This window comes from aff. Roholtiella sp. LEGE 12411, from assembly GCF_015206995.1.
GTDB lineage: Bacteria > Cyanobacteriota > Cyanobacteriia > Cyanobacteriales > Nostocaceae > Komarekiella.
The window spans coordinates 1-19,000 of record NZ_JADEXR010000115.1 but is presented as its reverse complement, the minus strand read 5'-3'; the positions used below and the strand labels follow the sequence as shown (position 1 = coordinate 19,000).

Below are 19,000 nucleotides of genomic sequence, written 5' to 3'. Positions count from 1 at the left end.
GTGTATATGCGACAGATGGGGCATGGGGCATAGGGTATCGGGCATTGTTGGCTTCTTTCCTATGCCCTATACTTTGGCTACGCCTTTCGACTACGCTCAGTACAAGTTCCCCATTCCCCCTTATCACCAGAGGAGGTACCGAGTTCCCTATGCCCAAAAACTCCACCCCTTTGTGGGTGGAGTTTTTCAAACTTATTCACTTTTTCACGAGAAAATAGGCGGTAGCATATTCAGGTAGTTGTCTGATACGTTGCCCAAAATCTTTTTGATTCTGAAAAATACCTGCCAAGAAATCGAGTTGATAAAGGTTAGGCAAAAATGCTCCGCCTGTATCTGCAATGACTCCCATTTGTAAGTATTTACGTCCACCTTTTGTATGTTCAATAATAACTACTCTACCTAAACCAATGTTCAGAACATCTCCCGCAAAAGTTACTCCCGGTTTAATAGAAATTTTGGCATCTATCTTATAACCGTAGCCTTTAATAGCATCTACATTTTTAAAATACCAATAACGCTTTTGGGATGTTGCTTTTAGTCCTCGAATATAAGACATTCCATTGTTTTTATCCACATTGAAAAATGTCTTAGATCCATCTGTGAAATTAACTAGTACAGTTCCCTGCATTAGCGCTTCTTCTAGTCCAGTGCGGGTCAAATAAGCTAGAGGCTCAACTTTCCCAAATTCTTTTCCGCCTGGTTCATAAATACCTGACAAAACATCCTGTTTTGTATATTTAGTATAAAAGTTATTGTTATTAGAGTTTTGTTTTAGGCTGTAAATAGCTGTGTTGTAAGTAGAAGTCTTTTTGTGAGAACCTGTATGAGTAAAGACAGCGTATTTTGTAATTCTTAATTGCTTTTGACTGCGAGCTTTGGGATTATAGGCAGACCATTTGATAACTCGAAAGTTGCTATTAATAAAACTAGGGTTTTGTAAACGAGTTGTTCGTTTATTGGCTATATCCTCCCTTAAAATAGTAATCATAAAATCCAAGGTCTTGAGAATATCTTGTACAGTGACTCCTTTAGTACTCAATAGCCCCGGACGGAGAATATCTTGATCTGCCGAAGCGTGGTCTTGGTAATATTTTCTAGTATTGATGAGAACAGTTAATAAATCTGTTTGATTGAAATTAACTTTAGTTGTTGGCAGTTTTATTTGAGTTAAAATCTGGCTGCCATTAACGCTAAATTTATATTTTTTCCATTCATCAATGACTGGATAAGGTGTAGATGCTGATACCGAATATTTCTCAGATGAAGATGTGTCCTGCTTACTTATTCTATCATCAGATGTTTGCTGAGAAATAAAATAATTTTGAAAATTTGTGGATAAACGAGCAGTTTGACTTGAAGTCAGAGAAGTCTGCGATTGAGGTTTTACAGAATTTTCCTGTTGAGTCAAGGATAAATTTTGTGCAGTCTGATGTTGTTGGACGAGTTTTTTATTTTTTGACTGAGTATATAAATTAAGAGTAACTAAACTAATAAGTGATAAGGCAGTAACACTTACGATGAGACGAAGTTTTGGGCAAAATTGAATACTCATAAGTTGAAAGATAAATTACTGATAGATAATAATTGTAGTAACCAATAACAATATATGAATTTGCTGATCCACTAACTGTGAATACAATTAGAGCATCATTACTTCATATATAGGATTCCTATTTGATTTTTGAAAGAACTGCGTACACCTCTAACTCCGTTTTTTCCCATTTCCCATTCCCTATCCTCCATTCGCTGTCTCTACAAGTCAGTTCACGAATCAAATCGGATTACTATAGTTTCACAAAATCACTAACGTATATTTTGATTTTTCGAGCAATGCATAAATGTTACATAAATAGAATCAAATGATACTGTAAACGATCGCAGTTCGCACTTTAATCACAAATAATCTTAAAAAAATGTAAAAAACTATGTTAAGTATCCCTGTTAGTCTAAATTTACCTCGTGTACCGCGCTTGGTTACTTTCTTACCTGGGCCTCGTGCTTTAGCTATTGTAGAACGCGATCGCGCTGTAACTTCTCCTTCCTACACCCGCGATTATCCCCTAGTGGTGGCTCGTGGTGAAGGCTGTATGGTGGAAGATGTGGATGGTAATGTGTTTCTGGATATGACCGCAGGTATTGCCGTCACTGCTACCGGACATGCTCACCCAGAAGTCGTTAGGGCAATTCAAGAACAGTCAGCGCGTCTGGTGCACATGTCGGGGACAGATTTTTATTATGAGCCGATGGTGGAACTAGCAGAACAGTTGGCTGTTCGCGCTCCCTTTCCCAATCCTCAGAGTGATAAAACTGCGTTTCCAGCAAGGGTATTTTTCACCAATTCTGGCGCGGAGTCCAATGAAGGTGCTATCAAGCTAGCTCGATATTACACCAAGCGATCGCTAATTGTGGCATTCTTGGGAGCATTCCACGGACGCACCTATGGAGCAATGTCTCTTACTGGTTCTAAAGCAGTACAGCGAGCCAATTTTGGAGCTTTAGTTCCAGGGGTAACTCATATTCCCTACGGTACTCACACTGGTCTAGATTATTTAGAAAAACAGCTATTTGCAACCATTTTACCACCGCAAGAAGTGGCGGCGATCTTTGTCGAACCGATTCAGGGAGAAGGAGGTTACATTGTTCCAGAAGATGGCTTCTTGCAACGAATTCGGGAGATATGCGATCGCTATGGCATTCTGATGGTAGTTGATGAAGTGCAATCGGGGATGGGGCGTACTGGTCGCCTATTTGCGATCGAGCATTGGGGCGTAATGCCGGATATCATTACTACAGCTAAAGGTATCGCCAGTGGTCTGCCTTTGGGTGCGATTCTGGCTCGACCTGAGTTAATGACTTGGCCTCCCGGTTCTCACGCTACCACATTCGGCGGTAATCCCGTAGCTTGTGCCGCTGGTATCGCCACTTTGCGACTACTGGAAAGCAATTTGATGGCAAACGCTTCCCAGATGGGAGAATTATTACAAGCTGGTCTTACCCAGATGCATGGGAGATTTTCTAGAATATCCCTGCCAAGAGGTAAGGGTTTAATGGTGGCAGTGGATTTATTAGATGAAGAGGGTAATCTTGATCATAAATTGCGCGATCGCATTATCCAAGAAGCTTTCTTACGGGGTTTATTGTTGTTAGGTTGCGGTAAAGCAGCAATTCGTTTTTGTCCGCCGTTGGTTATCGACAGCAACCAAATTCAGGTAGCCCTTCAGATTATTAGCGAAATATTAGGTTCCTAAGAAGTGGGGGAGTGGAAGAAAATAACCCTTGACGCTTGACCCTTGACCCTTGACCCTTGACTCCTAAATCCTGCCTTATGAAACCTGAAATTGCCCTTCATCTATATTTATTACTTTGGCAAGAATACAGCGCCAGAGTAAGTCATGCTTGCACATACCAGCAAATGATTACTGCTGCGGGTGGGACTGTCGCCAATGACCATATTGCTTTTCGGTCTTTGCGCTTATTAGTAGATAGCCCACAGGGTCAAGTTAACTTGGGAATTGATTACCTTGGACAACTTGCCGAAGCTTTGGGTTACGTGGTGGCTGGGGAGTATACTTTTGCTCAAACCCATCTTTACGCTCGATATTATCGTCATCCCCAACAGGAGGAATTTGATCTACCCAAGCTATTTATCAGCGAATTGATAGTGGATGAATTGCCTGCTGATATTGCTCAACTCATTTCTCAAACAGTATCATCATTTTCAAGCCAACCCGAAATTACCTCTGTTTTAAAATCAGAGGGGAATTGTGAAAGTATTGCCCAACTCCAGAAAGTTTTCACCCGTCCTTGGCTACCTCCTCAACGTTCTCTTGTAGAGGAAGTGAATCAGGTTACTCAATATGGTGCTTGGGTATTGCTGCACGGTTACGCAGTCAACCACTTCACAGGTTACGTCAACCGCCAAAATACAGCAGCATATCCAGATATAGATACTACAGCCCGTGGTTTGGCTAATCTGGGTGTACCCATGAAAGCAGAGATAGAAGGAAATGTAGCTTGTGGTTTGCGTCAAACAGCAACTCAAGCAGTAACAGAGATGGTAACTGTGCTAGATAATATTAGTGGTGCAAAAATTCAGATTCCCTGGACTTATGCTTATTACGAAATTGCTCAGCGCTATCCAGTGGAAATAGAACCAGGAAAGCAGGTACTTTTTGATGCTTTTTTAGGGAGTAATGCCCAACAATTATTTGAAATGACTCGTATGTCTAAGTCCAATTGAGTATTGATGTGTCAAAATACTAGTCACGGATAAGGATACCGATCGCATGATTGCTAAACCGAAGATTTTTATTGATGGGGAATCGGGAACCACAGGCTTACAGATTCACTCACGCCTCAACCAACGGGATGACATTGAGTTAATTAGTATTGAAGCATCTAAGCGTAAAGATGCAGCTGAGCGATCGCAATTAATTAATGCTGTTGATGTTGTGATTCTTTGCTTACCTGATGACGCCGCCCGCGAAGCTGTTAATTTAGTTAGCAATCCTACGGTTAAGATCCTCGATGCTAGTAGTGCCCATCGAACAGCTAATGGCTGGGTATACGGCTTCCCTGAACTAAATCCCGGACAACGAGAGAAAATCGCCAGCGCCCAGTTCGTCAGTAATCCAGGTTGTTATCCCACAGGCTTTTTAGCTTGTGCCCTGCCGTTAATCGCCCAGAGACTCCTTCCTAAGGACTTTTCAATCACCATTAATGCCGTATCTGGTTACTCTGGTGGCGGCAAAAATCTCATCCAAAAATACCATACCTTCCACGAGCAGCAACCTGGAGCAACATCGCTTTATCCTTATGGCATCTATGGTTTGCAGTTTGGACATAAGCACGTCAAGGAGATGCATCAGTACTCTGGGTTAGCATCACCACCGCTATTCGTACCCGCAGTCGGCGACTTTGAGCAAGGGATGCTGGTACAAGTACCTTTGTCGCTGTGGACTTTGAAGAATCCACCATCAGGTGAGATGATTTATCAAGCGATCGCTGACTACTATCAAGGTGAAAAATTCGTCCAGGTTGCTCCATTCCAAGATTCTAATCTTCTACGAGATGGAATGTTTTTAGATGCAACAGCAATGAATGGCACTAATATTGTTCAGGTTTTCGTATTCGCCAATGACACGACTCAAGAAGTGCTATTAGTTGCTCGCCTCGATAACTTAGGCAAAGGTGCATCGGGAGCCGCCATCCAAAACCTCAACATCATGTTGGGCTTTCCAGAAGAGTTGGGATTGTGATGTTGGAGAAACTAGGAATATAGTACATTGCATTGGTATCAACTTCAGCCAAAATTCTCGTTTCCAGGTAGAACCTGGAAGTGCTCTTCATTGTGGCTCTACAGCCAGTCAGGAGGCGGCAGCCCTCCCAATGGGCATCCCCAGTCAGAGACTGGGAACGAGATGGAAAGGATGTAATTTTCCTTTATCCCTTGCCCTTTACCCTACCGCGTGTTACTAAGATTCGGTAGATTGTAACTTCTCTAGTTGTGCCAGTACCTCTGTGCTGTGAATAGTTGGGTTGACTTTGACAAAAGTCTCACGCAAGATCCCTTGAGGATCGATGATAAAGCTGTGGCGCATAGATACAAAGCCAATCCAAGAACCATAAGCTTTACTAACTGAGCCATCAGTATCAGCCAACAGCGGAAATTTCAATCCCTCGGAATCACAAAACTTGGCGTGTGAATCAATATCATCAGCACTGACGCCGATAATCTGAGCTTTTTTTTCGAGATATTTGGGCAAGTCTTGCTGAAAACGACGAGCTTCTATAGTGCAACCAGAAGTGAAATCTTTAGGATAAAAGTAGAGCACTACCCACTGACCGCGCAAGTCAGAGAGAGAAATTTTGCCATCGCCTGTGTTGGTTGGCAAAGTAAACTCTGGCGCTGGTTGATTAATTGTAGGAAGTTTGCCACCTAGAGCATCAGCATCAGGTGTAAAATTCAACCAACTGATGACAGCAAAACAGCTGGCAAATAATGTGCTTAAAAAAGTGCGGCGGGAAATCATGGTGCAAACCAGAATTACAACTTGATAAAAGTTTACAATTCTTGGTTCCTGCTATTCTAAATCCGTGTGAGATTCGGTAGGGGTATCTATGCTCTCGATGTATTGGCTATCTAACAGAAAAGCTCCCTTAGCAAAGCGGATACCCCAATATCCACCAGGACGACGGTCAAGAACTATCCCTTCTTCGCCAAGATGAATTACATCGGGGGGGCGCAGCATGGGCATGGGATCTGCGGTTTTGACGTAGGGCGGTAGTGCTACAACTCGGACTTTACTACCGATAGTAAATTCTTTGGACATTTTGAAAGAATTAGGAGTTTTGATTAACTCATAACTCATAACCCCTAACTTTTACTAGGGGTTTGCTCAATTTTCTCTTTTGGTGTTGGAAAGAGGGAAAGGAGAGAGCAAAAATTTCTTCCACTCTCCCCATCTTCTGCAAGAAGCCTACATCTTGACGGTGGAAAATGATGCTTGCACCTCAGTCAAGGGTAATTGCTAAAGTAACTCTGATTGCCAAGTATCGAGGTTGAAGAGGCAGTGATAATCGAAAGGTCTTAGGATGAGATGGGTAATGTGGCCCATCCCAGTTTTAATTATTTTTTGATAGATTCAGGATTATTGGAAATTGCGTTGTTCCCGGCGCTGTCTCCTATTTTCCTGTAACTGCTTAAGTTTAGCCTGCTGTTCAGGAGTCAGCACTGCTTGCATCTGTTGTTTCGACGATTCCCAGATTTGTCGCATTTGGGTTTTTTGTTGTTCAGTCAGATTTAAGTCAGCGAATTTATTTCTTGAACGTTGACCTTGACTTGCTTGACGCTCTTGTTTTGTAGCTTCTAATTTTGCCTTTTGTTCTGGAGTAAGAATACCTTCAATTTGGGCGCGAGTATTCTGGCGAATTGCCTGGATTTGGTTTTTTTGTGTATCTGTTAGTCCCAGTTCTTGCCAAGGGCCTTTTTTAGGAACTTGTGCAACTAGCAGAGGTGAAGAGGAAGTTGGTTCTGCTTGAACAGCAAAGGGAATTGAAGTTAAAGTTAGGGCGATCGCTCCAGCTATCAGTGATAATGTCTTGAGTTTCATTTCTTATCTTGCGTTTTTTTCTGCTTGGATGTCACCATCATAGAAACTTATCTCCACCGGACACATGAGGAGAAAGTCACGGTTACACCCATGACTTTAGTCATGATCTAATTCTGGTAAATGTGACTAGCAATTATATAGTAATCCGATTTGATTAGTGAACTGACTCGTAGAGATAGGGAATGGAGAATAGGGAATGGGGTATGAGAAAAAAGGGAGTTAGAAGTGTATGCAGTTTTTTCAAAAATCAAATAGGAATCCTATATATAAATTAAATTACAGTAAACATATAAATAAAGACAGATGTTTTTGCCTTACTGCGTTTAAACTGTGCCAAAACAATAAATAATAATAGCTAGATTAATAATCTCAAATATCACCTTTTAAGTTCTATGATTCATCTAATTAAAATTAAGAATCATCCTTTTCCATCTCTACTTTACTTGGAATGGATACTGCTGGCAATAACTGCATTGACAGCCTTTTTACCATCTCAGTTACCGCGTTTTCGTCCTAAACCTCCAGAACTATCAATCTGCGATGCATTTCCAGAATTATCAATTTGTAGTATATCCCCAGAACTATCAATTTTTAGTCTAATTGTTTTCGCATTGATGGGGTTAATCTTGCCCAAAAGGAACAATATAACTAAGGTAATTTACACAGCTAGTGAAATTTTATTAATTTTAATAACTGGGCTTTTGGGTGGGAGATTTGCCCGTCTTTTTCCCTTTCTTTACATCATCTTAGTTACTCGCAGTTGCTTAATTTTTCAGTTACCTGGACGTTTATTCATTACAAGTCTATCATTTACCTTATTTTTACTTACTACACAACTTAAATACCAGTTATTTAGCTTTCAAGCATCAGCACAAGCCCAAGAGCGCTTTCGGTTTTTTAGCTTGAGTTGGTCATTGGTCTTTGGCTCAAGTTTAGTTTTTGTGTTGTTGATGATGAATGCAGTATTATCTGAACGGCAAAGTCGAGAAAAGCTAGCTGTTGCTAATGAAAAACTCCGTCAATATGCTATGCGAATTGAAAATCAAGCTACTTTAGAAGAACGTAACCGAATTGCTCGTGAAATTCATGATTCGTTAGGGCATTCTCTGACTGCATTAAATCTGCAATTAGAAACCGCTTTAAAATTGTGGCAATCTAATCCAATTAAGGCTCAAACATTTCTAACAACAGCAAAGGAATTAGGTTCTAAAGCCTTAAAAGATGTCCGTCAATCTGTTTCTACTATGCGTTCTAATCCTTTACAAGAGCAATCTTTAGAAAGGGCGATCGCTATTCTTTCAGAAGATTTTCACCGTTCCAATGGCATTCTCCCAATTTGTCGAAATAATCTCGAATATTCACTACCCGCTGAAATCAATACTGCAATTTATCGTATTATCCAAGAATCCTTGACAAATATTTCTAGATATGCAGTTGCCACTGAAGTTAAATTAGAAATAACTACAATAAAAGGATATTTACGGTTGACAATTCAAGATAATGGTAAAGGTTTCGATTTAAAGCAAAATACTACTGGTTATGGACTTCAAAGTATGCGCGATCGCACTTTAGCACTTGGAGGTGAGTTTAATATTAACAGTGCTCCTGGTTATGGTTGCAAAATTACAGTTAATATTCCCTTACCAAGGTTAACAACATGATCAAAGTGTTGCTTGTAGATGACCAAAATTTGATTCGTCAAGGATTAAAAGCATTATTAGAACTAGAATCAGATTTAGAACTAGTAGGAGAAGCAGAAAATGGCGAACAGGCGATTAATTTAGTTGCAAAATTACAACCAGATGTAGTCTTAATGGACATCAGAATGCCAATTATGGATGGAGTTGCAGCCACACGAGAAATTCAAAAACGTTTTGCTGAAATTAAAGTTTTAGTGCTGACAACTTTTGACGACGATGAATATGTGACAGCCGCTTTGCAAAATGGAGCAATGGGTTATTTACTAAAAGATACACCCTCAGAAGAACTAGCTGTTGCTATTCGCGCTGTTCACAAAGGATATACTCAACTAGGCCCAGGGATAGTTAAAAAACTCTTGACTCAGTTTTCCAACACTGTACCACCCCAGTCACCGCTTGCTCCACCTAGTTTAGCTGAACTTACTCCCAGAGAAAAAGAGGTTTTGCGGTTAATTGCTACAGGTGCTAGTAATCGAGAAATTGCTCAGGAACTCTACATTTCTGAGGGGACAGTGAAAAATCATGTGACGAATATTTTAAACAGACTAGATTTGCGCGATCGCACTCAAGCTGCGATTTTCGCTAATACATTTTTGTCCTATTTGAATGAGCCAGACTAAATAATTCAGGATTCTAATCTTACATCAAAATTGGCTAATAGATAAAATTTTGATATATCACTCATAGCTAAGCGAACACAAATACAATTCAAATAAACTTCCTAGAGATTATTTAAATAATTCCAAACATTCATTTTTTAAAATTCCTTTTGTTACCTTGATATTTCTAAATGACTTAGCGATCACCTCTTCACAAGATATATTAATTTGCGACTGATTTACTGAAATTAAATCTTGAATTGAAGCACCATATACAATTTCTGAGACACCTGTCCAAACACAAGCAGTTGCACACATTGGACAAGGTTCACCAGTTGTATATATGCTATAACCTTCTAAAGAAGGGTTTTTGAGTTGAGTCGTTAAACTGCGAATGACATTAATTTCCGCATGAGCCGATGGATCACTATCTCTACTTACAGTATTATGAGCTACCGCAACAACTTCGTTATCTTTAACAATCACTGCACCGTAAGGCGCATCGCCTTTTTTTGCTTCTACCAGTGCTAAACGCATAAAATCTTCTTGGTTCATATTAGCGGTAGTTGAGAAACATCCTGGTTAATAATATCCTATTGCCAATATAGTTTATGCAATGCCTTCAAATTAGTTGTGGATAAATATGTTATTGAGCAGAAAACAAACAGAATTTTATTTAACAGATCTGGAAACACCAGTAGGTAAAGTTATTAACTTAACACTTGCTGCTTTTGTTCTATTATCATCGGGAATTTTTGTTGCAGAAACTTATAATATTCCTGATTCTTTTCGTTTTCAGTTGGATGTAGCTGATACTGCGATCGTCATAATTTTCGCGGTGGAATATGTACTACGTCTGTGGAGTGCAGAAAATAAGATTAAATATATTTTTAGCTTTTATTCGATTATTGACTTAATAGCAATTTTACCATTTTTTCTCGGAGCAGTAGATATCAGCTTTATTCGTCTGCTGCGATGGTTTCGGATTTTGCGGTTAATCAGGTTTATAAATAGAAAATTTTTATTCGCCAGTATCAGCACCGAAGATGGCGTGATTTTTGCACGAATATTATTTACATTATTTGCAATTATTTTTATTTACTCTGGCTTAATTTATCAAGTAGAGCATCCAGTTAATCCTCAAAATTACGGTACATTTTTGGATGCATTTTATTTTTCGGTTGTCACAATGACAACTGTAGGATTTGGTGATGTTGTTCCTATTTCGGAACTAGGTCGTTTGCTAACAGTATTGATGATTTTGACAGGGATTGCATTGATTCCTTGGCAAGTGGGAGATTTAATTAAGCGATTAGTGAAAACTGCCAATCAGATAGAAACAGTTTGTTCAAGTTGCGGTTTGGCTTTCCACGATATAGATGCTGTTTTTTGCAAAAGGTGTGGGACTAAGTTGCCTAATTGATTGAAGAGCTATGTGAGGCAAACTTAAAAAAAACGAATGTTCTAGGAAAACGCTGCAAATATTAAGATATTCAATTTATCTTATAGCCCACATTCCGCACCCTTAACTGTCACAATCGGTTATTACGGAAGTAAATTTAGGTAAAAAGAGTAAAAAATTACATTTATCTAGAAAAAACACATTTGGGATAGAAAAATTGCTCAAATGTATTCTCAATAATCAGCAATAAAGAACAAGGGTGTTTAGGAGAAAAATCAATAATATAATTTTATATTTGGAGACTTAATATATAATTTTAAATTATAACTTTACTATAGCGGTATGCAGTTAAATGAGATACGAACTTATGTACTATACAGTTAATATACTGAAGTGAAGAGTTACCTAAAGAACTTTAGACTGGTTATAAGTATTCAGTGAGACATTCAGTAGACCGAAAACTTTGGCGATCGCGCTGAAACCAAGGCTGCTTCCCCAAAATTCACTTCGGGCTAAAACCCTCATTATTGCGTGAGTTTCTGAAAGTTTGTGATCTACTGACAGTAGCAACAATGAGTAAACCAATGATGAATAGTTTATATATAAAACTTGGGGCAACTCGGAATCGCTCTGCCAATTTCCGTTGAGATATAGATTCCTGTTCATAGGTTTCCGTAATTTTCCGTCGCAAATCTATGGAGTATGCTTTCATTGCTTACAAATTTTACTTTTCTTATCTGTATAGTACATTTGATTGTCTCTCACTCAAGTGAAAACCGCTATAAGAAAGCTCAAGACAGATTTTCTTACTTTGGTTACCACAAAAGAGCCGTATCAACGTCCAAAAATGATGTTGAAGCTTTTCTAGTTCATTACCGTAGAATTGGCTTTTCACCCTTGTTAGTTCATCAAACTTGTATCTGATATTTTTATTTCTTGGAATAATTTAAACTTATTAAAATTTCCGAAATATGCTAATTTGAAAATGAATATCCATAGTAATCTGCTGATATTAACATTAATCAGGTTAAGCTCAAGAGAAACTATGGATATTATAACTACGGCTATTGTGGCTGCTCTGGCCAATTTAAGCAAGGAAGCCATTAAAGATAGCTATAACGCACTTAAAGCCGCTTTGAAAAAGAAATTTGGCTCTGAAAGTGAGCTTGTTGATGCCGTCGATAAGTTAGAAAAAAAGCCTGACTCTGAAGCTCGCAAAGCCATAGTACAAGAAGAAGTTGAAGTCGCTAAGGTTAATAATGATCCTAGCCTGCTTCAGTTAGCTCAAAATTTACTCGACAAGATCAAAGAACAACCTGAAGGGCAGGAAATAATCAATCAAACTCAAACCAACACCGTAAGCGGCGTAAAGGTTGGTGGAAACTTTGAATTTAAGCCAGTTCAAGAAGGCAAAAAGAGTTAAGGAAACCGGAATCTAACTAAAAGGTTGTTTGGAAAGTGGTTTGCTGTGATTTTAGACACTTATTGGTTTCCTTTAACTTCCCTTAAAAAGGGAGAATTAGATTCTAATTCTCCCTTTTTAAAGGGGATTTAGGGTGATATAAAAGTCTTCGATACATCATGAATGACTTTTCAAATATTCTTTAACGATTGGGTAGAACTCGACTAGTTAAACAAGGTTTAGAGGAGGTGTTGGTTTTAACTGAACCGACGGAATAAGTTACTTCTCTAATCGCTAAAGCATAGGAGATACGATTACTATGAGCCAGCCAAATTCAAAGAACCAATCTCAAGAGCAAGATAACTTTATTAAAGATACCAATGTTGGTCGTGACTTGACCTTCGCGCCAGTTCAGAACATGATCGAGACTCAGATCATTCAGTCTTCGCTTGAGGTGGTCACGCAACGAAAACTAAATAAAAATTCACCTTATCAAGGACTCAAAAGATTTAACTTCAAAGACAGAGATCGCTTTTTTGGCAGAGATAAGTTTATTGCCAGATTGTTAAAGGCTGTGAATCAAAGCAGCCTGAGCTTAGTGTTAGGTGCTTCTGGAAGTGGCAAGTCTTCTGTGGTGCGTGCGGGGTTAATTCCTGAGTTGAAAAAATCTCTGGAGTCTCAAATTTTTTATGACTTCATCTTTACACCTAATCAAGATCCCTTTGATTCCCTATATCGGTGTTTACTTAGTGAGGAAAAGGACTATAGCTTTAGTAAATCGGGATCTGAGATTGCCTTAGAAGCAAAAGCAGATACGCTAACTCAAGTGATTAACACCTTAAAGAAGGATGGGGAACGTTGGCTAATTTTTGTCGATCAATTTGAGGAATTATTTACTATTTGTGACGAGCCAGACAAACGCAAAAACTTTATTGCTGGTCTTGTCCAAGTTGCGAAGTCTGGGAATAGTACTGTCAAGATTGTACTGGCAATGCGGTCTGACTTTCTGGAGCAATTCAGTTCCTATCCCGATCTAGGCTTTATTGCCAATCAAAATAATATTCATCTGGTGACTGAGATGTATTCAGATGAACTACGACAGGCCATCGAGCAGCCAGCAGCCAAGCATGGGGTCTTGTTTGAAGAAGGGTTGGTTGAACAAATTATCAAAGAAGTAGAAGGACAAAAAGGTTATCTTCCCTTATTACAGTACACCTTAAATTTGCTTTGGGAAAGTGAATGTAAAACTCTGGGTACTGATGGTCGTCCTCATATCGAAGACCGTACCTTAAACAAGAACAGTTATACAGCGTTAGAAGGCGTAAGAGGGTCGCTACAAAAGCGAGTGAACGAAATATACAGCAATCTGAACCAAGACGAGCAGATAACTACTAAGCAAATATTTTTGAAACTGGTGAATATTGTTGACACCGATTCAGGCAGTAGAGCAGTTAGTAGACGAGCTTATCGAGATGAATTTATCGGTGAGTTAGTAGAAAATACTCTCACCAAGTTCATTGATGAAAAATTGCTGGTTAGTAATAGTCAATATTTGACTCTAGAAGAACTGCGAGTTAATGACATCAAGCAACTAAAACAATCTGCTACCGTAGAAATTGCCCATGAAATTTTGCTCTCGTCTTGGAATGTCTTAAAAAAATGGCTGGAGCAGGAAAAGGAAGCAATTATCCTCAAAAATTGGTTAGCTGGTGAGACAAAACGCTGGCAAAAAATTCGTTTAGAGGATGAGTTTAAAAGTCAGGATGAACTTTTGAAAGGTTCTAGATTATCTCAGTTTGTAGAGTTTAGAAATGAAAATCTGTTTAAAAATCTTGGTGGTTTAAGCCAACAGGAAGAAGAATTCATTAACGTCAGTATAGAACAACGTGATCGGTTGGAGCGAGAAAAAGAAGAGAGTCGGAAACGAGAAATCAAGCGGTTCCGTCAGATTACATTTGGCGCGATTACAGCAGGCTTAATCATGACAGTATTAGCTATTTTTGCTGTTTCTCAGTTAAAGAGTGCTCAGTCAGCTGAGCGAGGTCAACGGGAAGAAATTATCCGTTCTGCTTGGCTTGGTCTTAACAGATCAGATATGACAGAACCAGAAAAGTATCAGCAATGTGGAACTTACCTAAACGTAGGACTGCGTAGCCTCTACTGTGATATCAAGCCCTTCATCGACTATGAAAAATTGAAGATTGTTTCTGGCTTGCCTATTTTCCGCAAAGGTTATAATCTTACTTTTCAGTCTGAATATGAATTTGGATATTACAATCCAGAATTTGTTAAATGGCTGCAAGAAAATATAATTTATGCAGAAAATAATGAAATTTTCAGGCAACAAACGCAATCTTTTTATGATAAAAAAATCAGGAATACCGCGAGAGCTTCTTATAGAAGTTATCGAATTTTATTTGCCACTCCTGAAGAATTTAATACTTTCATAAAATTTTATCAATCAGCCGAAAAGGAATATAAAGAGCGGTTATATCGGAGAGAAGTAAATACACTCATGTTTCAAGATAATTATGAGACTTTTGAAGCAATTAAACGTGAATATCTCAAGCATCTTGAAAATAAGACTCTTCCTGATGGATATATCCAAGAAAAGTTTAGATGGCTGTCCGATTATTTGTCTGCTGTAGAAAATATTGATTGGTATGCAGCAAATACATCTGGAGGATTTTGGACTCGACGTTCCATAGATGGAACAAATAAAGAGTTTTTCCGGCTATTAACAAAATTACTAGAAACTTATGACAGGGATTGGCTGCGTGAACAAGAAACGTTAGGAGTTAAGCCATCTCGATAAAATCATATTTGGGGTGAAATGAGCATCCGTGCGTGCGACCCGAAGTCGCACAGGAGAGTGAAACCTGTCGGTGGAAGGATAATATTGCCGGAATGGCTTGCTTATGCTTCCAATTGACTTCAGCAAAATTATGCTTCTAATGTCTCTAATCCTTGTAGGCTATACATTCGACAATAAAAGGGTTGATAACGCACCCAGACTAAAAGTGTAGGATTGAAGTCCCTCAAAAAACTGAAACTCTTCTGGCATAAGTATTTGAAAATCCTACACCAACCTAAAAATCAAATCTTAAGATTACCTTTTTTTGGCAAGCTTCTAGCCTTTATCATTTGCAGCTTGCAGGGTAGGCATCACAATGCCCACCCTACTGTGGCTTATTCTTATGAAACCCGCTATAAAAAAAACTGAAAGGGTGATTTAACTTAAACGTTTATCTTCATATTTCGCTGTTTATAACGAAGTATGCTGAGCATAACAATTAGCAATACAAAAGCTTTGATCATTGATGGTTCTATCACCTTCTTTATTTCCGGTTGAGTTGGCGGAATAACGGGGTTACAAGGAACTTCAATGATTTGGTTATTACCGGAACCATTACCACTGGGAGCAGGAACGCATTCGGATGGGTTCGGGATAGGAGGAGATGGAGGTACGACAGATATATCTGTTACAGGGATAGATGGAGGTATATCCGCTACTGGAACTGATGGCTGATTTGATGAGCCATCTCCACCGCCAGACAATATAAGAAAAAGTAAAGGGACACCTAAGAGTAGAGGCCAGGCTGGAAAAGATTCAGAACTACCGGCTACTAAAACATCTCCCAAAGAGCCGGGTGTGGCAATATCAAGACCGATCGCTTCTCCTTCTAATCCTAATGGATTAGCGCCCAGCAGAGTCTGTCCTGGAATATCTTCGCCGGAAAGCTGACTCAACTCTTGCGGAATTCCATTATTTGGGCGTCCGAGCTCTCCACCATCTTCGGAGTATGGAAAAGAGAGTAATTCAAAAATCCTTGTTTGGAGTTGGTTTTTATCTCCAGAACCCAGCGCATCTAACCCCCTAGAAAGGTTATTTAAATAAAACTTGGTCATATCTGGCGGTAGATTCATAGACTGAATCTTCTGCTCCAGATCGGAAATTTTTGAGGCTTCCTCATAAAGCAGGCGTCCGTAAGATAATTTCAAGTTCAGCAATCCATTACGGAGGCTGAGTGAGTCACCTGCTGGTGAATATGGCGTCCAATAGAAATTCTTGGTTACAAGTCCGAGGCCTTCCACTGGAGCACGTCCAAAATTTTGCCCCATTACATATTGGTATCCGTCCATAATTGCAGGAGAATCTTTTCTCCAGAATGAGGCAAACGGCGCTTGAGAGACATTCGGATTGTTATTATAAAAGCCAGCAAAATTCTGAAAGTTTTGTGGCCCGCCAGCCGCTCGCATGAGCAAGTCTTGATAACTAGGGCCGCCATTTAACTCAAGTAATTGCTGGATTACCGAGCCAGTTTTGTTGCAGCTCAGACCAAATCCCACATTACATGCCGGAATAACTCTCATCTGGCTCAGATTTGGGTTCTTGATTTGGTATTGGAGATACTCTGACTCTAGCCCTCGTTGGATACCATAGCGCCCAACATTAAGCTGTGCAGACGCAGACTCGCATACAGATATTCCTACTGCAACAGATGAGAAAGCGATGGTCGCAAAGCGAACCGCCTTCGACATAGCCATTTTTTGGAAGGTTAATTGTGACAATATCGATCTCCAGCGAACGATAGAGGAAGCTTGTTTAGGCATCATGATTTGGTTTTTGATTTAGTTTTAATGTCTTTCTTGAAAGCAGCAGGAAGTTGATATTAACTGGTTAGGTTTTATTCTTAGGCAAATAGATATTAACCGTGATTGCAGTACCTTTAAGACTTCCTGATGAGAGCGTGTGGTATAAGACCAATCCCCGGTTTGGTTGATCGAAAAGAAACCCGCGACGCGTGGGTTTTATCTTTCCTTGCTCTACCAATGAAATGAAGGCTTGCAGATACCTACGTATACCCTGACGGTTCTCTTGGCTTGCATTCATGTGACGCTCGATCAGCATCATAAAGAAGTCTAAGCTACGATTGCTTTGTCCCTCAATCAGACTACCCTCATCTAAAAAAGAGCTTCCTATAAGCCTTCCGTTAATCTCTTGGACTTTAAAGAGAGTAAAGTAACGCCCTTCCTTTTTAGGATCGTTCGCATAACAGACCCAAGAACCTTCTTGGTTTTGTGTAAAGCCTTGCTCAGCAAGGTAGGAAAGCAAAGAATTACTTGGCTTGCTTGTTGGTGGAGGTAATAAATCCTCAACTGGATCTACAGAGCAAATCCTTTGAGTTGTTCTCTGTTGAGGAGCAATAGGAGTTTGCTGCGCGTTAGCAGAGCCTACCATTTGCGTAGCGTCTAGCAAAGAAGATATCGCCGCAAAAGAAAACGTAGTAGCCAACAAAGGTACTTGGAGAACTAATACTCTAAATAAGCGAACAATGATATTCATCTTTTTTCCTTTTACTCTTACTAATGTTGTCAATAACCGAGTTTTACTAAATCTAAATGTTGATATAGGAATCCTGAATAATATGCTCAAGTCTTTATCCTACGGCTGAAAGTTGATAACATAAAGAGTTTTTGATTATTGACTCTTCAATTACTGAGGCTTATTTGTGCTGAAACATTTAGATTTTATGACATAAATGACACTCTGTTTATTCAGTTTTATGCGTTGTTATACGTACTATTTAGCTGCACCAGCCAAGAATTTACATTGAGCCTTATGTAGTCAAGCGATGTAACGTCCATGCTATGCTTAGCCTCGTTTTGACAGTACCAAAGTAGTATGGGCTAATGCTCCATAAGTTCCTAGGTGAGACACCTTTTGTTTGCGATCGGGTGATGTGCCTATTTAATCTCTAGGCTTAGATCAAATAACTATGATGAGCTTGTCAAAACTAAAAAACCTTTACAAAGCATCTAAAAAACAACGCAGGAAACAAAGGATTTTTGACAGCCAAAATTTAGCTTTCTGATATTTGGCACACATATCAAAAGCAGCATAACATTCTGCCAAAATTCTATTATTTATCCTTGCCTAGTTCTCTGACATTTGAAACAAGTATTTCTGCTTTTCCTTATTGGCTGTAATTATTTCTAAATAAGGGCTTTGTTCCCTAATTCGTAGATTGTTATATAACCATATTTGGAACCAGGAACACCAATAATGCCAAGACTCTCTGCGTTGTGAGTTGGCGCTCTTGTTGATTTCCCTGAGTAGGTTGAATAATTTTTTGTTTTTTGGAGATGGCACACCTAACTAACCCTTTCAGCACGTTTGCGATTTGATGTATAAAAGACATCTTTAACTTGGTGGAATGATTCTACCATTAGGTAGAAGCACGAAACAATTGTATGGACAGTTATAAAAGTTGAACACTGTGAATCGTCAACACCTGCCACACAAAAATATAAATCAACTTGCTAAAAATAACTAACAAATAAAGTTAATTTATTTACGCATTACTGGGAATTTTAAACGTAAAATATTCGTCCATAAACTGAGTAATAATGCTTAAAAGCAACTTAATCATTAGTTGCTGATACTTAGTATACTAATGCTGTAATTGTTGTGTGAAGAGCATTTCATGAAATTTGAAATAAAAAAATACATTTATATATTGATAAAACGTATAAAGTTTAACAAAAAATAGCATGTTGGTATTACGCATTGTATAAGCAATTTATTTATTTTTTCTACATGATATCTTTACTTTAACTTTACAAATAAAGCTTGATATCCTGAAAAGTTCTAAATTCATGTAAAAACGATGCCTACGACAAGAACTTAGTTGTGCATAACACCTTGGTTCAAGCCAGGGTATATATAGTAATCCGATTTGATTCGTGAACTAACTGGTAGAGATGGGGCATGGGGAATGGGG

The 19,000-nt window shown here is 39.0% G+C and carries 17 protein-coding genes; 9 read left to right on the top strand and 8 right to left on the bottom strand.

The annotated features are described in order from the left end of the window. Positions 1-238 (top strand): hypothetical protein (locus IQ246_RS29960; RefSeq protein ID WP_208492240.1); only part of this gene is annotated, 238 nt, incomplete at its 5' end. Here IQ246_RS29960 and IQ246_RS21335 read toward each other — a convergent pair. Next, positions 197-1,552 carry a hypothetical protein gene (locus IQ246_RS21335; RefSeq protein WP_194005337.1) on the bottom strand — a complete coding sequence of 452 codons (1,356 nt, stop codon included), beginning with the start codon at positions 1,550-1,552 and terminating at the stop codon, positions 197-199. The two genes, IQ246_RS29960 and IQ246_RS21335, sit on opposite strands and share 42 nt — an antisense overlap. Before the next feature lie 373 nt (positions 1,553-1,925). Between IQ246_RS21335 and IQ246_RS21330 the strand changes: the two genes are divergently transcribed. The 3 genes from IQ246_RS21330 to argC all read left to right on the top strand — a co-directional run bounded on the left by IQ246_RS21330 (position 1,926) and on the right by argC (position 5,258). After that, on the top strand, positions 1,926-3,248 hold the full coding sequence (locus IQ246_RS21330; RefSeq protein WP_194005336.1) for an acetyl ornithine aminotransferase family protein: 1,323 nt from the start codon (positions 1,926-1,928) through the stop codon (positions 3,246-3,248). A gap of 77 nt (positions 3,249-3,325) precedes the next feature. Then, complete coding sequence (locus IQ246_RS21325; RefSeq protein WP_194005335.1) at positions 3,326-4,240, top strand: DUF1338 domain-containing protein; 915 nt, start codon at positions 3,326-3,328, stop codon at positions 4,238-4,240. Between the two features lie 49 nt (positions 4,241-4,289). Then, positions 4,290-5,258 carry an N-acetyl-gamma-glutamyl-phosphate reductase gene (gene argC, locus IQ246_RS21320; protein WP_194005339.1) on the top strand — a complete coding sequence of 323 codons (969 nt, stop codon included), beginning with the start codon at positions 4,290-4,292 and terminating at the stop codon, positions 5,256-5,258. A gap of 216 nt (positions 5,259-5,474) precedes the next feature. Here argC and IQ246_RS21315 read toward each other — a convergent pair whose 3' ends face one another. The 3 genes from IQ246_RS21315 to IQ246_RS21305 form a co-directional block, all read right to left on the bottom strand. Continuing rightward, positions 5,475-6,032, bottom strand: a complete 558-nt coding sequence (locus tag IQ246_RS21315; protein ID WP_194005334.1) for a peroxiredoxin — start codon at positions 6,030-6,032, stop codon at positions 5,475-5,477. A gap of 51 nt (positions 6,033-6,083) precedes the next feature. Then, entirely contained in the window at positions 6,084-6,332 is a 249-nt protein-coding gene (gene sipA / locus IQ246_RS21310) for a regulatory protein SipA (RefSeq protein WP_194005333.1), read from the bottom strand. A gap of 318 nt (positions 6,333-6,650) precedes the next feature. Continuing rightward, positions 6,651-7,112, bottom strand: a complete 462-nt coding sequence (locus IQ246_RS21305; protein WP_194005332.1) for a Spy/CpxP family protein refolding chaperone — start codon at positions 7,110-7,112, stop codon at positions 6,651-6,653. A gap of 392 nt (positions 7,113-7,504) precedes the next feature. Between IQ246_RS21305 and IQ246_RS21300 the strand changes: the two genes are divergently transcribed. Then, positions 7,505-8,773, top strand: a complete 1,269-nt coding sequence (locus IQ246_RS21300; protein ID WP_194005331.1) for a sensor histidine kinase — start codon at positions 7,505-7,507, stop codon at positions 8,771-8,773. Next, positions 8,770-9,432, top strand: coding sequence for a response regulator transcription factor (locus IQ246_RS21295; protein ID WP_194005330.1), 663 nt, complete (start codon positions 8,770-8,772; stop codon positions 9,430-9,432). The genes IQ246_RS21300 and IQ246_RS21295 overlap by 4 nt, the downstream gene beginning before the upstream one ends. A 108-nt stretch (positions 9,433-9,540) precedes the next feature. On the opposite strand, the gene IQ246_RS21290 is transcribed toward IQ246_RS21295, so the two are convergent. Further along, a complete protein-coding gene (locus IQ246_RS21290; protein WP_194005329.1) occupies positions 9,541-9,966 on the bottom strand; it encodes a nucleoside deaminase in 426 nt (141 codons plus the stop codon). A gap of 88 nt (positions 9,967-10,054) precedes the next feature. Between IQ246_RS21290 and IQ246_RS21285 the strand changes: the two genes are divergently transcribed. Then, a complete protein-coding gene (locus IQ246_RS21285; protein ID WP_194005328.1) occupies positions 10,055-10,834 on the top strand; it encodes an ion transporter in 780 nt (259 codons plus the stop codon). Positions 10,835-11,218: 384 nt separating this feature from the next. Here the strand turns inward: IQ246_RS21285 and IQ246_RS21280 are convergent, their stop codons facing one another. Continuing rightward, a complete protein-coding gene (locus tag IQ246_RS21280) occupies positions 11,219-11,479 on the bottom strand; it encodes a hypothetical protein (protein ID WP_194005327.1) in 261 nt (86 codons plus the stop codon). Between the two features lie 379 nt (positions 11,480-11,858). Here IQ246_RS21280 and IQ246_RS21275 point away from each other — a divergent pair, with 379 nt between their 5' ends. Together IQ246_RS21275 and IQ246_RS21270 are read left to right on the top strand one after the other, a co-directional pair. Then, positions 11,859-12,236, top strand: a complete 378-nt coding sequence (locus IQ246_RS21275; RefSeq protein ID WP_194005326.1) for a hypothetical protein — start codon at positions 11,859-11,861, stop codon at positions 12,234-12,236. 298 nt (positions 12,237-12,534) lie between these two features. After that, entirely contained in the window at positions 12,535-15,030 is a 2,496-nt protein-coding gene (locus IQ246_RS21270) for an ATP-binding protein (protein ID WP_194005325.1), read from the top strand. Between the two features lie 422 nt (positions 15,031-15,452). On the opposite strand, the gene IQ246_RS21265 is transcribed toward IQ246_RS21270, so the two are convergent. Next, positions 15,453-16,787 carry a hypothetical protein gene (locus tag IQ246_RS21265; protein WP_244142110.1) on the bottom strand — a complete coding sequence of 445 codons (1,335 nt, stop codon included), beginning with the start codon at positions 16,785-16,787 and terminating at the stop codon, positions 15,453-15,455. A 109-nt stretch (positions 16,788-16,896) separates the two neighbouring features. Continuing rightward, positions 16,897-17,562: a hypothetical protein gene (locus tag IQ246_RS21260; RefSeq protein WP_194005324.1), complete on the bottom strand. Its 666-nt coding sequence runs from the start codon at positions 17,560-17,562 to the stop codon at positions 16,897-16,899. Positions 17,563-19,000 lie beyond the last annotated feature (1,438 nt).

Coding starts and splice junctions, on each gene's coding strand:
- IQ246_RS21335 (WP_194005337.1), bottom strand. CDS start 1,552: ATGAGTATTCAATTTTGCCCAAAACTTCGTCTCATCGTAAGTGTTACT.
- IQ246_RS21330 (WP_194005336.1), top strand. CDS start 1,926: ATGTTAAGTATCCCTGTTAGTCTAAATTTACCTCGTGTACCGCGCTTG.
- IQ246_RS21325 (WP_194005335.1), top strand. CDS start 3,326: ATGAAACCTGAAATTGCCCTTCATCTATATTTATTACTTTGGCAAGAA.
- IQ246_RS21315 (WP_194005334.1), bottom strand. CDS start 6,032: ATGATTTCCCGCCGCACTTTTTTAAGCACATTATTTGCCAGCTGTTTT.
- sipA (WP_194005333.1), bottom strand. CDS start 6,332: ATGTCCAAAGAATTTACTATCGGTAGTAAAGTCCGAGTTGTAGCACTA.
- IQ246_RS21305 (WP_194005332.1), bottom strand. CDS start 7,112: ATGAAACTCAAGACATTATCACTGATAGCTGGAGCGATCGCCCTAACT.
- IQ246_RS21300 (WP_194005331.1), top strand. CDS start 7,505: ATGATTCATCTAATTAAAATTAAGAATCATCCTTTTCCATCTCTACTT.
- IQ246_RS21295 (WP_194005330.1), top strand. CDS start 8,770: ATGATCAAAGTGTTGCTTGTAGATGACCAAAATTTGATTCGTCAAGGA.
- IQ246_RS21290 (WP_194005329.1), bottom strand. CDS start 9,966: ATGAACCAAGAAGATTTTATGCGTTTAGCACTGGTAGAAGCAAAAAAA.
- IQ246_RS21285 (WP_194005328.1), top strand. CDS start 10,055: ATGTTATTGAGCAGAAAACAAACAGAATTTTATTTAACAGATCTGGAA.
- IQ246_RS21280 (WP_194005327.1), bottom strand. CDS start 11,479: ATGAACAGGAATCTATATCTCAACGGAAATTGGCAGAGCGATTCCGAG.
- IQ246_RS21275 (WP_194005326.1), top strand. CDS start 11,859: ATGGATATTATAACTACGGCTATTGTGGCTGCTCTGGCCAATTTAAGC.
- IQ246_RS21270 (WP_194005325.1), top strand. CDS start 12,535: ATGAGCCAGCCAAATTCAAAGAACCAATCTCAAGAGCAAGATAACTTT.
- IQ246_RS21260 (WP_194005324.1), bottom strand. CDS start 17,562: ATGAATATCATTGTTCGCTTATTTAGAGTATTAGTTCTCCAAGTACCT.